Genomic DNA, 15,652 nt, shown 5'->3' on the forward strand with positions numbered 1-15,652 from the left:
TGTGGCGAAAGGGGCGGCGCCTGCCGCCCCCGCCGATCTTATCCGACCAGGTTGAAACCGGGGCCATAGGGGTATTTCGTGATGTCCTCGGCGCCGTCTTCGCCGATCACCAGAATGTCGTGTTCCCGGTAGCCGCCCGCGCCGGGCATGCCTGCGGGCAGGGTCAGCATCGGCTCCATCGAAATCACCATGCCGGGTTCCAGCACGGTGTCGATGTCTTCGCGCAGTTCCAGCCCCGCCTCGCGGCCGTAGTAATGCGACAGCACGCCGAAGGAATGGCCATAGCCGAAGGTGCGATACTGCAGCAGGTCGCGGTCCGCGAAGAAGGCGTTGATCTTCTGCGTCACCTCGGAACAGACGGCGCCCGGCACCAGCAGCGACATGCCGTATTCATGCGCGGCGAGGTTCGCCTCCCAGATCTTCAGGCTGGCCGGATCGACCTCGCCCAGGAACATCGTGCGTTCGAGCGCGGTGTAATAGCCCGAGATCATCGGGAAGCAGTTGAGGCTGAGAATGTCGCCGCGTTTCAGCACCCGCCCCGTCACCGGGTTGTGCGCGCCGTCGGTGTTCAGCCCGGACTGGAACCAGACCCAGGTGTCGCGGTATTCGGCCTCGGGGAAGCGTTTGGCGATCTCGGCCTCCATCGCGTCGCGGCCCGCCATGGCGACGTCGATTTCCCGGATGCCTTCCCGGATCGTGTCGCGGATCGCATAGCCGCCGACATCGGCCACCGCGGCGCCGTGGGTGATCAGCGCGATCTCGGCCTCGGATTTCACCAGCCGTTGCGTCATCGTCGCGGGCGCGATGTCCAATCCGCGTTTCGGCTTCAGGAAGTGGCTGAACTTTTCCGCGTTCAGCATGGTCAGGTGGTCGGCCTCGCAGCCCACGGCCTTGCCCGTGCCGATCACATGGACGACGGCGCGCCAGTAATTGTCGCGCGCCCAGTCGGTATAGGTCAGGCTTTCGCCATGGCAGCGCCGCCACGGCTGCCCGGCGTCGATCCCGGCCGAGATCACCACGGACCGGTCGCGCGTCACCACCAGCCCGTAGGGGCGGCCGAAGCTGCAGTAAAGGAAGCCCGAGTAATAGGCGATGTTGTGCATCGAGGTCAGCAGCACGGCATCAAGGCCGTGCAGCTCCATGATGTCGCGCAGGCCCGCCAGACGGGCCTCGTATTCGGCGGCCGCGAAGGGCAGCACCGCCTTGGGGCCGTTTTCGCAGGTGTAGAATTCGGGTCTTTGCATGATCTGTCCTTTGGGCCCGTGGGACCCCGAAAGATCCCGGCGTTCAGGACGTAGGCGGGAGATCCCCGCAAGCATCGGGCAGATGGCCCGGTGGCGACGCCATCGCCACGGCTCGGGGCAAGCATGCCAAAGGGCAGGGCGGCTGGCAAGGGGCTTGGGGAGGGGGGCGTGCCGCGTGTCATGGCCGAGGCCATCGCCGAGGCCACGCGCAGCATTTGCCCCGCGACCGCCGGGGGCCCGAAGGCCCTCGGCCAGCGCCCGCCCCGCTCATGGCGGGCGCTGGCCTCTGTTGTGCCTTGCACAAGCGGTCTTGCGACCGTCGTTGCGTCTCGGGCGGCAGGCTCAGCCCGCCGCCAGCCGTTTTTCCTCGGCGGCCTTCATCGCCGCATCCGAGGGCGCGATGAAGGTGTAGAACATCGGCACGACGAAGAGCGTGAACATCGTCCCGATCAGCAGGCCCGAGAACATCACGATCCCCATCGCCTCGCGCGCCGCCGCCCCCGCGCCATCGGCGATCACCAGCGGCACGACGGCCAGCGCCATCGCGGCGGTGGTCATCAGGATCGGCCGCAACCGGGTCTTCGCTGCGAGAACGATGGCGTCCTGCCGGTTCAGCCCGTGGTGCTCGCGCTGCTGGTTGGCGAATTCCACCATCAGGATGCCGTGCTTGGTGATCAGCCCGATCAGCGTGATCATCCCCACCTGGGAATAGATGTTCAGCGTGCCAAGCCCGAGGTTGAGTGGCAGCACCGCGCCGAAGATCGTCAGCGGCACCGACATCAGGATGATGAAGGGGTCGCGGAAGCTCTCGAATTGCGCGGCCAGCACCAGATAGATCACCAGAACCGCGGCGGCAAAGGCGATCATCAGCGTGTTGCCCTGGGTCTGTTCCAGCCGCGACTGGCCGGAATAATCCAGGAAGAAGCCCTCGGGCATCACCTCGTTCGCGATCTGGATGATCGCCGCCAGCCCGTCACCCGAGGATTGCCCGGGGATCGGCAGCGCCGAAATCGTCGCCGAATTCAGCTGGTTGAACTGCTCCACCTTCGAGGCCATCGAGCCGGTGTCGATCTTCACCACGGACGACAGCGGCACCATCTCGCCGCTGGCGGCGCGGACGAAATAGCGGCCCAGATCCTCGGGGTTGCCGCGGTAGTCCTTGGGCACCTGCAAGATGATGTCATAGCTGTTGGAATCGCGGTCGAACTGCGCCACCGCGCCGCCGCCGACCAGCAGGCCCAGCGTCGCCCCGATGTCCGAGATCGGCACGTTCAGCGCCGCCGCCCGGTCGCGGTCGATCGTCACCCGGACCTCGGGCGCATCGAAGCTCAGCGAGTTCTGCACGAAGATGAACTTGTGCGTCGCCTGCGCCCTTTGCCGGATTTCCTCGGCCACTTCGGCGACCCGGTCCGCCCCGTAGATCGACTGCACCACCACGGAAATCGGCAGCCCGCCGCCCGCGCCCGGCAGGGTGGGGGGGGCAAAGGCGAAGCCCTCCATGCCGGTCGAGGCGTCGATCGCGGCCTGAATGTCCTTTTGCACCTGTTCCTGCGAGCGGTCGCGGTCCGCCCATTTGTCGAGCGCCCAGATATAGATCCCCATGCTGTCCGAGCCGCCGAAACCGGCGATCGAAAAGGCGGTGCGGACCTCGGAGATGTCCTTGGTCGCCTGTCCCAGCCGGTCGATGTAATGCGCGGTATAATCGGCGGTGGCATAGCGCGGCGCCTGCACCATGGCGATCACCGCGCCCTGATCCTCGTCGGGGGCCAGTTCGGTCGCGGTGCGCTGGAACATGAAGCCCATCGTGCCGACCAGAACCGCGACCACCAGCAGCGTCACCGGCCGGTATTTCAGCGACCCGGCAACGCGGCGTTCGTAGAAATTCGCAAACCGCTCGAAGGTGCGGTCGACGAAGGCGGCAAAGCCGGTGGCATGGCCCTCTTTCAGGATGCGACCCGCCATCATCGGCGTGATCGTCAGTGCGATCACCCCCGACAGGATCACCGACCCCGCAAGAGTGAAGGCGAATTCGCGAAACAGCGCCCCCGTCACGCCCCCGGTAAAGGCCAAGGGCGAGAGCACGGCGGCCAGCGTGATCGTCATCGCGACGACGGCGCCGGTGATCTCCTTCATCCCCTGCACGGCGGCGGGGATCGGTTTCATCCCGTCTTCTTCCATGTGGCGGTGGATGTTTTCCACCACGACGATCGCGTCATCGACGACCAGCCCGATCGCCAGCACCATGGCGAGCAGCGTCAAAAGGTTGATCGAATACCCAAGCGCCAGCAGCACCGCCATCACGCCCACCAGCGAGAGCGGGATGGTGACGATCGGCATCGCCACCGAGCGGATCGAGCCAAGGAACAGCAAGATCACCACGACGACGATGGCGACGGCCTCGGCGATGGTCTTGAACACCTCGGTGATCGAGGCGGAGATCTGTTCGGTCGTGTCATAGACCAGCTCGATCGTCATGCCCTCGGGCAGGGTGTCGGCGATCTTCGGCAGCTCCGCGCGCACCGCGGCGGCGGTATCGAGCGGGTTGGCCGAGGGCGTCTGCGACAGGCCGATGAAGGTCCCCCGCGCGCCGTTGAAGGTGACGATCTCGCCGCTGTCATCCGAGGCAAGTTCCACCCGCGCCACATCGCGCAGCCGCACCACCGCATCGCCCTCGGCGCGGATCGGCAGGGCACCGAAGGCCTCGGGGGTTTGCAGCGTCGATTTCAGCGTGATCGACTTGGTGACGAATTCGTTCTCGGTCTTGCCGGGCGCGGCCAGATAGTTGGAGGCCTTGATCGCCGCCAGAACTTCCGAAGCAGTCACGCCCCGCGCCGCCAGCTTCATCGGGTCAAGCCAGACCCGCATCGCGTAATTCGCCGCGCCGATCACCTCGATTTCCGCAACGCCCGGAATCGTCGACATGCGCGGCCGGACCACCCGTTCCAGATATTCGGTCAGCTGTTCCGTCGTCATGTTCGGGTTCAGCGCCGCCAGATACATCAGCGCAAAGGTCTGGCCGGTGCCCTTGACGATCACCGGATCCTCGGCCTCCGAAGGCAGCTGCCCGCGCACCTGCTGCACCTTCGACAGAACCTCGGTCAGGGCGGTGTCGGGATCTGCGCCCAGCTTCATGTTGACCGAGACCTGCGACACCGAGGGCATCGAGGTCGAGGTCACGTAGTCGATGTTTTCCGTCGTGGCGACGGCGGCCGAAATCGGCGCGGTGATGAAGCCCTGGATCAGCTCGGGGGCGGCGCCGGGATAGGTGGTGGTGATGGTGACGACGGTCTCGTCCACCTTCGGATATTGCCGCACCGGCAGGCTCATGAAGGCCTGAAAGCCCAGCAGCAGCATGAAGGCGCCCAGCACCATCGACAGGACGGGGCGGCGGATGAAGAGTTCGGAAAAATGCATCCCGCGGCCCTCAGTTTCCGCCCACGCCGGGCAGGGATTGCGAATTGTCGATCGTGACCGTCGCGCCCGAGGACAGCTTGTTCTGCCCCGCGTTCACCACCAGATCGCCCGATTGCAGCCCGGTGCGGATCTCGACCTTGTCGTCGAAATGCCGGCCCACCTTGATGAAGACCTGCCGCGCATGCAGCCCGGCCGTGTCCGATCCTTCGGCCTTTTCCTCGCGCACGACAAAGACGCTGTCGCCGTAAAGGCTGGAGGACACCACCGTCTGCGGCAGCGCGATCACGTCCTTTTCGACCGGCAGCGCCACGCGCACCCGCAGGAACTGGCCGGGCGTCAGCTTCTCGCCCTCGTTCGGCACATCTGCGCGCAAGGTCACCAGCCGCGAATTCGGGTCGATCTTCGGCTCGATGCCGGTGATCTTGCCCTCGACAGAGACATCGCCCACTTCCGAGGTCACGGTGACCGCCATCCCGGGCGTGACCAGCGCGACATCGCTTTCGGTCAGGGTGAAATCGACCCGCATCCGCGAGCGGTCCTGCAGCGTCGCAAAGACGGTGCCCGGCGTCACATAGGACCCGATCTCGATCTTCGGAATCCCGATCGTGCCCGCAAAGGGCGCGGTCAGCTGCTTCGTCGAAAGCGTCGCTTCCAGTTTCGCCACGGTGGCGCGGGCCTCGATCGCCGCCGCCTCCGCCTCATCCAGCGCCGAGGTCGCCGAAACGCCCTTTTGCCGCAGTTCCTTGGCCCGGGCCAGCGCGGTTTCGGCCAGCGTCAGCGCGGCCCGCGCCGAATCCAGATCGGCGCGTTCCTGCCGGTCGTCGATCTGCACCAGCGCCTGACCCTTTTCGATGCGGTCATTCGCGGCAAAGCGGATCTCGCGCACGATGCCCGCGGCTTCGGTGGCCAGATCGGTGCCCTTCACGGCGGCGGCGGTGCCGATCGCCGCGAGGCCGGGTTGCCAGTCGGCCGCAACCACCTTGGTCACCGAGACGGCGACGGGCGGGGCCTTCATGTTGGCGAAGATGCCGGCGATCATCTTGCCGACAAACAGGTTGTAGCCGATGATCCCCCCCGCCACGATGACAAGGGCGACAATGGCGATGAGCAGACGTTTGATCATGGGCGGCTCCGCAGTCGGGACGTGAACAGGCGCGACACAAAGCCACGCATCCCCGCTCGGACAGGCTCGGAGCGGGAGGTTTCTCGGCTCAACATGTGGTGCGAAAAGCCGAAAGACAAGCCACCGGATTCCTGCAATTCCGCACAGTTGCCCCGCCGCCCCGCTTTGGCCCGAAACCGGCGCGGATCGCCCCGCCGCGGGGGCGAAACTCTGCCCCAACGGGTCACTTTAACGCTTGATTAACCAGAATGCGTCAAGCTGGGCCCGTGCCGTCCGCCCGCCCCGCCCGGAGGTTGCGATGCTGTCCGACCCGATTGTCCCCTGCCTGCCTGTCGATTCCGCCTCTGGTCCCGTCGCGACGCCGCGGCGGCTTCCGGCATCGCGGCTGTGCGGGACGCTGCTTTGGGCGCTGCTGCTTTCGGGCTGCGGCGCCTCGCCCGCGCCGCCGTTCTTTGGCGCCACCCGGCACGATGTCACGCTGCAGGGCATTCGTTTTGCGGTTCTGGTGAAGGGCGAAAACGCCGAGGTGATCCGGCTGGGCTATCTGTCGCGCGCCGCGCGCGGGGCGGTGCCGGGGCTGATGACCGTCGCGGCCGAGCAGGCCTCGGGCTGCAAGGTCACCGGACCTGCCGCGGGGATCTACCGCTCGCCCTCGCTGCCCGGCGACACCGGAGAGGCGCGGTTCCAGCTGGATTGCCCCTGACGGAGACCACGCGGCTGCGGCGTTCCGTCGCGGCCTGACGGCGGGGCTGTCGCGGCCTGGCATGACCCAGATCAAGGCCGGGTCACGTGCAAACATAGCATCTTTTGCATGAAACGCGCTGCACCGGAGGAACCCATGACCCGCCTTTTTGGCATCATCTACGCCCTTGTCGGCCCGACCGTGGCCGGCGTTCTCATCGTCGTGGCGCTGACGATGAACATGTATGACATGAAAACGATGATCTATGCCGCCGTCATCGGCTTTGTCGCGGCCCTGCCCGTCGCCTGGATCGTGGCGGGCAAGATCAACGAGGCCTGATCCCGGATCGATCGGCCGCGGGCCGTGGCGCCGGGACGGGGGCCGCGCCTGCGCTGATCTATCCGCTTGCGGGGCGAGAGGGGCTGTGCAAGCCTTTCCTGCCCCGTTTCATTTCCGGAAACCCGCCAGGAGGTCCCCATGCCCGTTTCCCAAGGATACAGCCGCACCCAGATCCTGCTGCACTGGGCGGTTGCCGTGCTGATCATTCCGCAATTCCTGCTGGGCGAGAACATCGCCGAGGCCTTCGGCAAATGGATGTCGAACGAGCCCACCCCCTTCAACCCGGCCGTGGTCTTCCATGTGATGACCGGCCTGACGATCTGTGCGCTGGTGATCTGGCGTCTGGTGCTGCGCCTGCGCCACGGCGCCCCCGCGCCGCTCGATTCGGGCAGCCCGGTGATGAACAAGGTCGCTTCGGGCGTGCAGCACACGATGTATCTTGTGCTGGCGCTGATGGTGGTCAGCGGCGCCACCGCCTGGTTCGGTCTGGTCGGCCCGGCCGCCGGTGTGCACAACGTGCTGAAACTGGTGCTGCTGCTGTTGATCCTGATCCATGTCGCCGGTGCGGTGAAGGGTCAGTTCGTGCTGAAGAACCACATCATCCGCCGGATGATGAAGGCCGAATAAGCGGTCCTATCGGCCAAGGAAGCTTTCCACGGCCGTTTCCACCTCGCGCGGGCGTTCGGCATGCAGCCAGTGGCCCGCGCCTGCGACGGATTGGAAATCCGCGTGCGGGAAAAGCGCGCGGATTTTTTCATGGCTTTCGGGGCGGACATAATCCGAAGCCGCGCCATAAAGGAACAGCGTCGGCCCGTCGAAGGGTTTGGCGCCTGTGGGCAGGGGCGCGGGCCAATCCAGGATCGCGGAGAGGTTCGCCGCCAGCGCCGTCAGGTTGAACTTCCAGCGCACCGGCCCCTCGCGCAGCTCCAGCGATTGCAGCAAAAAGGCCCGGGTGCCGGGGTCTTGCACCGTCTCGGCCAGACGGCGGTCGGCTTCGCTGCGCGTCGTCAGATCATCGAGCTTCATCGCCTGCATCGCCGCGATCAACCCGGCATGGCTGGCGCCGTGGGAATAGGGCACCGGGGCCATGTCGGCCACCACCAGCCGCGCGACGAGAGCCGGCCGGGTCAGCGCAAGCCACATCGCCGCCTTGCCGCCCATCGAATGCCCCATCACGTCGCAGGCGCGGCCCTCGGCCTCGATCACCGCGGCCAGATCGGCGGCCAGATCGGGATAGGTGTGGCTGTCATTCCAGAAACTGTCGCCGTGATTGCGCAGATCCAGCGCCAGCACCTTGCGCCCGGCGGAAAGCCGTTTTGCAATGACGCCCCAATTCCGGCCCGAGCCGAAAAGACCCGGGGCAATCAAGAGCGGCGGCAGGGCGGTGTCGGGGCCATGGGCGGTAAAACTCAGCATGGCCCGGGTCTAGCGCGCAGGCGGCGGCCGGACAATGAAAAAGGCCCCCGAAACCGGGGGCCTTTCCGATCTGCTGACGCGATCAGAGCGCCGGATAGAGCGGGAACTTGGCGCAAAGCGCCGAGACTTCCGCGCGCACTTCGGCTTCGATGGCGTCGTTGCCCTCTTCGCCATTCGCGGCCAGCCCGTCGACGACCTTGATGATCATCCGGGCGATCTGGCGGAATTCCTCTTCCTTGAAGCCGCGGGTGGTGCCCGCGGGCGTGCCCAGACGAATGCCCGAGGTCACGGTCGGTTTTTCCGGGTCAAACGGGATGCCGTTCTTGTTGCAGGTGATATGCGCGCGGCCCAGGGCCTTGTCGGTGGCGTTGCCCTTCACCCCTTTCGGGCGCAGGTCAACCAGCATCACATGGGTGTCGGTGCCGCCGGTGACGATATCAAGACCGCCCTTCATCAGCTCATCGGCCAGCGCCTGCGCGTTGGAGATGACCTGCTGCGCATAGACCTTGAACTCGGGGCGCAGCGCTTCTCCGAAGGCGACGGCCTTGGCGGCGATCACATGCATCAGCGGCCCGCCCTGAATCCCCGGGAAGATCGCCGAATTGATCTTTTTCGCGATCTCTTCGTTGTTGGTCAGGATCATGCCGCCACGCGGACCGCGCAGGGTCTTGTGCGTGGTGGTGGTGGCGATATCGGCATGCGGGAAGGGCGAGGGATGCGCGCCCCCGGCCACGAGGCCCGCAAAGTGCGCCATGTCCACCATCAGATAGGCGCCGACGCTGTCGGCGATCTCGCGGAATTTCGCGAAATCGATCTGCCGCGGAATCGCCGAGCCGCCCGCGATGATCAGCTTCGGAGTGTGCTCTTTCGCCAGACGGGCGACTTCGTCATAGTCGATCCGGCAGTCCTGCTGACGCACGCCATATTGCACGGCGTTGAACCATTTGCCCGACTGGTTCGGCGCCGCGCCATGGGTCAGGTGCCCGCCCGAGGCGAGGTTCATGCCCAGGATGGTGTCACCCGGCTTCAGAAGCGCGGTGAACACGCCCTGGTTCGCCTGGCTGCCCGAATTCGGTTGCACGTTGGCGAACGAACAGCCGAACAGCTCGCAGGCCCGCGCGATCGCCAGCTCTTCGGCGACATCGACGAACTGGCAGCCGCCATAGTAGCGCTTGCCCGGATAGCCCTCGGCATATTTGTTCGTCATCACCGAGCCCTGCGCTTCCATCACCGCGGCAGAGACGATGTTTTCCGAAGCGATCAGTTCGATCTCGTCGCGCTGGCGGCCAAGTTCGCCACGGATGGCGGCGAAAAGCGCGGGGTCACGGCTGGAAAGGGTCTCGGTAAAGAACCCGGCGTCGCGTTGATCGGTCATGGGCAACTCCAAAGGCAAAGGTCGTGGTCCGTTTATCGCAGAATTCCCCGCCCCGAAAGCGCCCAAAGCGACAAACGGGCATTTTGGCGCGTCACGGGCGCGCGACATCTGCGCCGCAGGAAACGGGTCCCGGCGCCGAACGGGCTTGTCATTCGTTCCCCGGCTTGTCACACCAAGCAAAGACCGGAGGCAGGCCGTGGACCGACCCAGCAAGATCCATTTCGCGGCCTCGCAGGCCGACAGCGCCCAGGAGGCGCTCGAAGATCTTGCCGCCCGCTACGGTCAGGCGTCGCTGGTCGAGGCCGATGTGATCGTGGCGCTGGGCGGCGACGGCATGATGCTGCACTGCCTGCATGCCGGATCGGGGCTGCCGGTCTACGGGATGAACCGCGGCTCGGTCGGCTTCATGATGAACGATTACCGCGTCTTCGATCTGCCCGACCGGCTGGCCGCGGCGGAAGAGGCGCTGATCAACCCGCTGGCGATGCGGGCGAAGACCGCCGACGGGGTGATCCGCGAGGAACTGGCGATCAACGAGGTCTCGCTCTTGCGCGCCGGTCCGCAGGCGGCGAAGTTGCGGATTTCGGTCAACGACCGGGTGCGGATGGAGGAGCTGATCTCGGACGGCGCCATCGTCTCGACGCCCGCCGGATCGACCGCCTACAACTATTCCGCGCATGGGCCGATCCTGCCCATCGGGTCCGACGTGCTGGCGCTGACGGCGATCGCGCCGTTCCGGCCGCGGCGCTGGCAGGGGGCGATCCTGCCCAGTTCCGCCACCGTGCGCTTTGACGTGCTTGAACCCGACAAGCGCCCGGTGATGGCCGATGCCGACAGCCGGTCTGTCAAGCCGGTGCTGTGGGTCGAGATCCGGTCCGAGCCGACGATCACCCACCGCATCCTCTTCGATCCCGGTCACGGGCTGGAAGAACGGCTGATGCGCGAGCAATTCGCCTAATCGGTGCGCCAGCTTTCCAGCTTGCGGTAAAGCGTCGAGGGCGCGACGCCCAGATCGGCGGCGGCCCTTTGCACGGCGCCGTCATTGCGCGCCAGCGCCGCCTCGATCGCCGCGCGTTCGACCTCGGCCAGCGTCAGGCCGGAGAGGTCGGGGACAGTCGTTCGGCCCGCACCCGACGCGGCCGGGGCCGGGCGGGCGAGTTCGGCGGGCAGCATCGCGGCGGTCAGCTCCTCGCCCTCGTGCAGCACCGTCACCGCGCGCAGCACGTTTGACAATTCCCGCACGTTGCCGGGCCAGGGATAGGCCCGCAACAGCGTCATCGCCTCGGGCGAGATCCGGGTGAAGCGCCGCCCCTCGATCGCGGCGAACCGCGCCAGGAAGCTTTCGGCCAAGGGCACGATATCGTCGCCGCGGCGGCGCAGCGGCGGCATCTGCAGCCCGACCACCTGCAGCCGGTAGAACAGATCCTCGCGCAGCTGCCCCGTCGTCACCGCCTCGGCCAGCGGCAGGGTCGAGGCGGAAACGATGCGCAGATTGACCCGCCGCGCGGCTTCGGCGCCAAGGGGATGCACCAGCCCGCTTTGCAGGAAGCGCAGCAGACGCGGTTGCAGCGTCGGGTGCAGCTCGCCCACCTCGTCCAGAAACAGCGTCCCGCCATCGGCCAGTTCCGCCGCGCCCGGCCGGTCCGACAAGGCGCCCACAAAGGCGCCGCGGCGATGGCCGAACAGTTCGGATTCAAGCCGGTCGGGCGGGATCGCGCCGCAATCGAGGGTGATGAACGGCCCCTGCGCCCGCTCTGAAAGCCGGTGGATCGCCAGCGCCGCCAGCTCCTTGCCGGTGCCGCTTTCGCCGCAGATGCAGACCGGTGCCATCGAGCGGGCGGCGGCGCGGATGCGGTCATAGACCTCGTGCATCGGCGCGGACTGGCCGATGAAATCGGGCAGCGGCGCGCGGGCGGCGGCGGAATGCGGCGGATGCGCCAGGTTTGCCGCCCGCCGTGCCGCCTCGACCGCCTCCATCAGCCGCGATTCCGTCACCGGCTTGACCAGATAATCCAGCGCGCCGCGCCGGATCGCCGTCACCGTCCGGTCGATCGAGCGCTCGGCCGCGACCACCACGACCGAGGTCTCGGGGCGCATCTGCAGCAGATCAAGGAGCAGGTCGAGCCCGTCGCGGTCGGGCAGCATCAGATCGAGCAGCACCACCGAAATCGGATGCACCCGGAACATCTCCAGCCCCTCGGCGGCAGTGCCCGCCGAGACCGTGCGATAGCCCGCCCGCCGCAGGTGCGATTCATAGATCGTCCGCATCGAGGCGGTGTCTTCGACCAGAAGGATGTCGGGCCCGTCAGGCAGCTGAAGCGGCAGGTTCATGCCTCGACCCTTTCGAACTGACGCTGACGACGTCCGGCATAGGCGATCAGCCGGTCGATCTGCGTCAGCACCGAGCGGCCGATCAGCTGCATCGCGATCGTATCCTCGCGCCGGGCGGCGGCGCAAAGCTCTTCGGCCAGCTCCTGCAGCCGCACCGCGCCCACCGCGCCCGCCACCGACAGGAGCACATGGCTGTCGGCCCGCACGATGGCCAGATTGGGCGCCGAGAGCCCCGCCACCAGACCGCGTTCGACCCGGCTCAGATCGGCGATCAGCCGGGTCAGCAATTCCTGCGCCGCGTCCGGACCGGCGATGCCCAGAAGCGCTTCGAACACCGCCTCGTCGACGATCGGCGGGCAGGGCCGGTGGCCGTCGCCATCATGCCGTTCCAGCGCCTGGGTGATCGCCTCGGCCAGCGGTTCGATCGCCGTCATCGGCTTCGAGACGATCGCATCCGCCCCGGCGGCGACGATCGCCTCGCGGTTGGCGCGCAGCACATAGGCGGTGCAGACCACGACCGGAATCGCGCTGTGCCGCCCGCCGCTGGCGCGCAGGGTGCGGATCAGATCAAGCCCGGACAGCCGCGGCATCTCGGCGTCGATCACCGCCAGATCGTAGCTGCCGTTGTCGAGCATCTCGAGCGCCTCGACCCCGTCGGCGGCACTGTCGCAATGCGCCCCCATCGCCGAGAGCATATGCCCCAGAACCGCCTGATTGAGCGCGCTGTCCTCGGCCACCAGAACCCGCATCCGGCTCAGATCGGGCAGGGGGGTGTCGATCGCCATCTCGGGCGGCATCAGCCCCGCAAGCGGCAAGGACAGCGCCACGCAGGCGCCGCCCTCGGCCCGGTTCGAGACCTCGATCCGGCCTTCGAGCCGTCGCGCCATGTCGCGCGAGATGAACAGGCCAAGCCCGTTGCCCGCCTTGCCCGGAACCTCGCCCCGCGCCCCTTGCCGGAACAGCCGCCCGCGCAGATCCGGATCGAAGCCCGGCCCGTCATCGAGCACGGAAAACAGAAGCCGGGTCTCGCCCTCGACCGTCAGCGCCAGCCGCACCGCGCCCTGATCGGTGTATTTCACCGCATTCGACAGCATGTTCGACAAAACGCGTTCCAGCGCGATCCGGTCGAGCCGCACCAGCACCGGCACGTCGGGGGCCATGGCGACGTGAAAGCCGAGGCCCTTTTCCTGCGCCCGCCCGGTCCAGCGCATTTCCAGATCATACAGCAGCCGCGCCAGCTGCACGGTCTGGCGCAGCGGCCCCACGGCCTGATCGGTGACGATCTCGAAGCCTTCCTCGATCAGCCGGGCCATGTCCTCGCCCGCGGCCCGCATCCGTTCGAATTGCAGCCGCATGCCGGGGCTCAGATCCTCGTCGGCCAGAAGATGCAGCCCGCCCAGAATGTCGGAGACAGCGGCGCGCAGATCATGCCCAAGCAGCATGATGCGCGCAATCTGAGCCTTGTTTTCCGAGGCGTCGCGGCGGGCGCCATCGGAGGGCAGACCAATTTCATTCATGACGATACCCCGACCGGCCCATCTTCCCGCCCGGCGTTCGCAAATCAAGTCCCGAGACTGCGGGGCACGCTAAAGAAGCTGAGATACACACGTTTTACAAGAATTTTAACGGGGCCCCGCATCCCTGGGGCCCCGCCGGTCCGATGTCAGGCCGCCTTTTCGGGATAGCCGATCGCTTGCAGCGCCGCGGTGATCTCGTCGAGAATCGCCGGGTCGTCGATCGTGGCGGGCATCTTGTACTCGAGCCCGTCGGCGATCTTCGCCATCGTGCCGCGCAGGATCTTGCCCGAGCGCGTCTTCGGCAGGCGATCGACGACAACCGCCAGCTTGAACGCCGCCACCGGGCCGATCTGGTCGCGCACCAGCCGCACGCATTCCTTGATCACCTCGGCATGCGGGCGGGTGCAGCCCTTGGTCAGGCACAGGAAGCCCATCGGCAGCTGGCCCTTGAGTTCGTCGGCCACACCGATCACGGCGCATTCGGCCACGTCCTTGTGCGAGGCCAGAACCTCTTCCATCGCCCCGGTCGAGAGCCGGTGGCCCGCGACGTTGATCACGTCATCGGTCCGCGCCATGATGTAGACATAGCCGTCTTCGTCGATATAGCCCGCGTCGCCGGTTTCATAGTACCCCGGGAAATGCGACAGGTAGCTTTTCTTGAAGCGGTCATCGGCATTCCACAGCGTCGGCAGCGTGCCGGGCGGCAGCGGCAGCTTGATCGCGATGGCGCCCAGCGTGCCCGGGGCCACCGGATGGCCGCCCTCGTCCAGCACCTGCACGTCATAGCCCGGCATCGGCTTCGTCGGCGAGCCGACCTTGACCGGCAAAAGCTCGATGCCAAGCGGGTTGCCCGCAATCGCCCAGCCGGTTTCGGTCTGCCACCAGTGGTCGATCACCGGCACGCCCAGATGTTCCTGCGCCCATTTCACCGTCTCCGGATCGGCGCGTTCGCCCGCAAGGAACAGCGCCTGCATCTCGTGCAGCTTGTAGCGCTTGATGTATTCGCCGTTCGGATCCTCGCGGCGGATCGCCCGCAGCGCGGTCGGCGCGGTGAAGAAGCTCTTGATGCGGTGGTTCTGGATGATCCGCCAGAACACGCCCGGATGCGGCGTGCCCACGGGCTTGCCTTCGAAGACGACGGTGGTGGCGCCAGCCAGCAGCGGCGCGTAGCAGATATAGCTGTGGCCGACGACCCAACCCACGTCCGAGGCGGCCCAGAACCGGTCCCCGGCCTCGATGTTGTAGATCGCCTTCATCGACCAGTTCAGCGCCACAAGATGGCCCGCGGTCGGCCGCACGACGCCCTTCGGCGCCCCGGTGGTGCCCGAGGTATACAGGATATAGGCCGGGTGGCTGCCCTCGACCGGCACGCATTCGGCCGGTTTCACGCCATATTGAAAGCCGTGCCAGCTGAAGTCGCGGCCCTCGACCAGCTTCGCAACCTCTTGTTCGCGCTGGAAGACGACGCAGAATTCGGGCTTGTGGGTGGCCTGTTCGATGGCGGCATCCAGAAGCGGCTTGTAATGCACGACGCGGCCGGGTTCGAGACCGCAGGAGGCCGCGATGATCGCTTTCGGCGTGCAGTCGTCGATCCGCACCGCAAGTTCATGCGCCGCGAACCCGCCGAAGACGACCGAGTGGATCGCGCCCAGACGGGCACAGGCCAGCATCGCCTCCAGCGCCTCGGGGATCATCGGCATGTAAATGATGACGCGGTCGCCCTTTTCGACGCCGCGCATGCGCAGCGCGCCTGCCAGGCTGGACACGCGGGCCTGCAATTCCTTGTAGGTGATGCCCTTGGTCGAATGGGTGATCGGGCTTTCGTGCATGATCGCGATCTGATCGCCGCGACCGGCCAGAACGTGACGGTCCACCGCGTTGAAGCAGGTGTTCACCATCGCATCGGCGAACCATTCCCCGGCCGGACCCTGCTCGAAATAGGCCTTGGAGGGGCTTTGCACCCAGTCGATGCCCTTGGCCGCATCCATCCAGAACCCTTCCGGGTCCGCCTGCCACGCGGAATAGACTTCCTTGTATCCCATGGTATCCCTCCTCCAAACTTGCAAGCTTGTTACGCAGGCGGAAAGGTTTGTGCAAGAATGTTACCGCTGCAGCTGCACGGTTGGCCCGAAAATTTGCAGAATGCGGCGGGAATTCCGCCGCAAACTTTTGCAAATGGCGTGTGTTTTTGAAGGGTGGTGCGAAAGCGAA

12 protein-coding genes are annotated in these 15,652 nt (G+C 66.5%); 4 read left to right on the forward strand and 8 right to left on the reverse strand.

Going from position 1 to position 15,652, the window contains the following annotated elements:
• Window positions 1-38: 38 nt before the first annotated feature.
• From FBT96_RS00990 to FBT96_RS01000, 3 genes are all read right to left on the reverse strand, one after another.
• On the reverse strand, window positions 39-1,244 hold the full coding sequence (locus FBT96_RS00990; protein WP_136904540.1) for an aminopeptidase P family protein: 1,206 nt from the start codon (window positions 1,242-1,244) through the stop codon (window positions 39-41).
• 342 nt (window positions 1,245-1,586) lie between these two features.
• Complete coding sequence (locus FBT96_RS00995) at window positions 1,587-4,658, reverse strand: efflux RND transporter permease subunit (protein ID WP_136904541.1); 3,072 nt, start codon at window positions 4,656-4,658, stop codon at window positions 1,587-1,589.
• A 10-nt stretch (window positions 4,659-4,668) separates the two neighbouring features.
• Window positions 4,669-5,781 (reverse strand): efflux RND transporter periplasmic adaptor subunit, encoded by a 1,113-nt coding sequence (locus tag FBT96_RS01000; RefSeq protein WP_136904542.1) that lies wholly within the window; start codon window positions 5,779-5,781, stop codon window positions 4,669-4,671.
• Between the two features lie 298 nt (window positions 5,782-6,079).
• Here FBT96_RS01000 and FBT96_RS01005 point away from each other — a divergent pair, with 298 nt between their 5' ends.
• The 3 genes from FBT96_RS01005 (at window position 6,080) to FBT96_RS01015 (ending at window position 7,429) form a co-directional block, all read left to right on the forward strand.
• On the forward strand, window positions 6,080-6,484 hold the full coding sequence (locus tag FBT96_RS01005) for a hypothetical protein (RefSeq protein ID WP_249306191.1): 405 nt from the start codon (window positions 6,080-6,082) through the stop codon (window positions 6,482-6,484).
• A gap of 135 nt (window positions 6,485-6,619) precedes the next feature.
• On the forward strand, window positions 6,620-6,802 hold the full coding sequence (locus FBT96_RS01010) for a CTP synthetase (RefSeq protein ID WP_136904543.1): 183 nt from the start codon (window positions 6,620-6,622) through the stop codon (window positions 6,800-6,802).
• A 138-nt stretch (window positions 6,803-6,940) separates the two neighbouring features.
• Window positions 6,941-7,429, forward strand: a complete 489-nt coding sequence (locus FBT96_RS01015; protein ID WP_136904544.1) for a cytochrome b — start codon at window positions 6,941-6,943, stop codon at window positions 7,427-7,429.
• 6 nt (window positions 7,430-7,435) lie between these two features.
• Here FBT96_RS01015 and FBT96_RS01020 read toward each other — a convergent pair whose 3' ends face one another.
• Both FBT96_RS01020 and glyA read right to left on the reverse strand, forming a co-directional pair.
• Window positions 7,436-8,218, reverse strand: a complete 783-nt coding sequence (locus FBT96_RS01020) for an alpha/beta fold hydrolase (protein WP_136904545.1) — start codon at window positions 8,216-8,218, stop codon at window positions 7,436-7,438.
• 82 nt (window positions 8,219-8,300) lie between these two features.
• Complete coding sequence (gene glyA, locus FBT96_RS01025) at window positions 8,301-9,593, reverse strand: serine hydroxymethyltransferase (RefSeq protein WP_136904546.1); 1,293 nt, start codon at window positions 9,591-9,593, stop codon at window positions 8,301-8,303.
• Between the two features lie 196 nt (window positions 9,594-9,789).
• On the opposite strand from glyA, the gene FBT96_RS01030 reads away from it, so the two are divergent.
• Complete coding sequence (locus tag FBT96_RS01030; RefSeq protein WP_136904547.1) at window positions 9,790-10,551, forward strand: NAD kinase; 762 nt, start codon at window positions 9,790-9,792, stop codon at window positions 10,549-10,551.
• Here the strand turns inward: FBT96_RS01030 and FBT96_RS01035 are convergent.
• The 3 genes from FBT96_RS01035 to FBT96_RS01045 all read right to left on the reverse strand — a co-directional run bounded on the left by FBT96_RS01035 (window position 10,548) and on the right by FBT96_RS01045 (window position 15,483).
• On the reverse strand, window positions 10,548-11,924 hold the full coding sequence (locus FBT96_RS01035; protein WP_136904548.1) for a sigma-54-dependent transcriptional regulator: 1,377 nt from the start codon (window positions 11,922-11,924) through the stop codon (window positions 10,548-10,550). The genes FBT96_RS01030 and FBT96_RS01035 overlap by 4 nt on opposite strands.
• On the reverse strand, window positions 11,921-13,441 hold the full coding sequence (locus tag FBT96_RS01040) for an ATP-binding protein (RefSeq protein WP_136904549.1): 1,521 nt from the start codon (window positions 13,439-13,441) through the stop codon (window positions 11,921-11,923). The genes FBT96_RS01035 and FBT96_RS01040 overlap by 4 nt, the downstream gene beginning before the upstream one ends.
• 146 nt (window positions 13,442-13,587) lie before the next feature.
• Window positions 13,588-15,483: a propionyl-CoA synthetase gene (locus FBT96_RS01045; RefSeq protein ID WP_136904550.1), complete on the reverse strand. Its 1,896-nt coding sequence runs from the start codon at window positions 15,481-15,483 to the stop codon at window positions 13,588-13,590.
• Window positions 15,484-15,652 lie beyond the last annotated feature (169 nt).

It is taken from the genome of Rhodobacter capsulatus (assembly GCF_005144475.1).
Taxonomy (GTDB): Bacteria; Pseudomonadota; Alphaproteobacteria; order Rhodobacterales; family Rhodobacteraceae; genus Rhodobacter; species Rhodobacter capsulatus_C.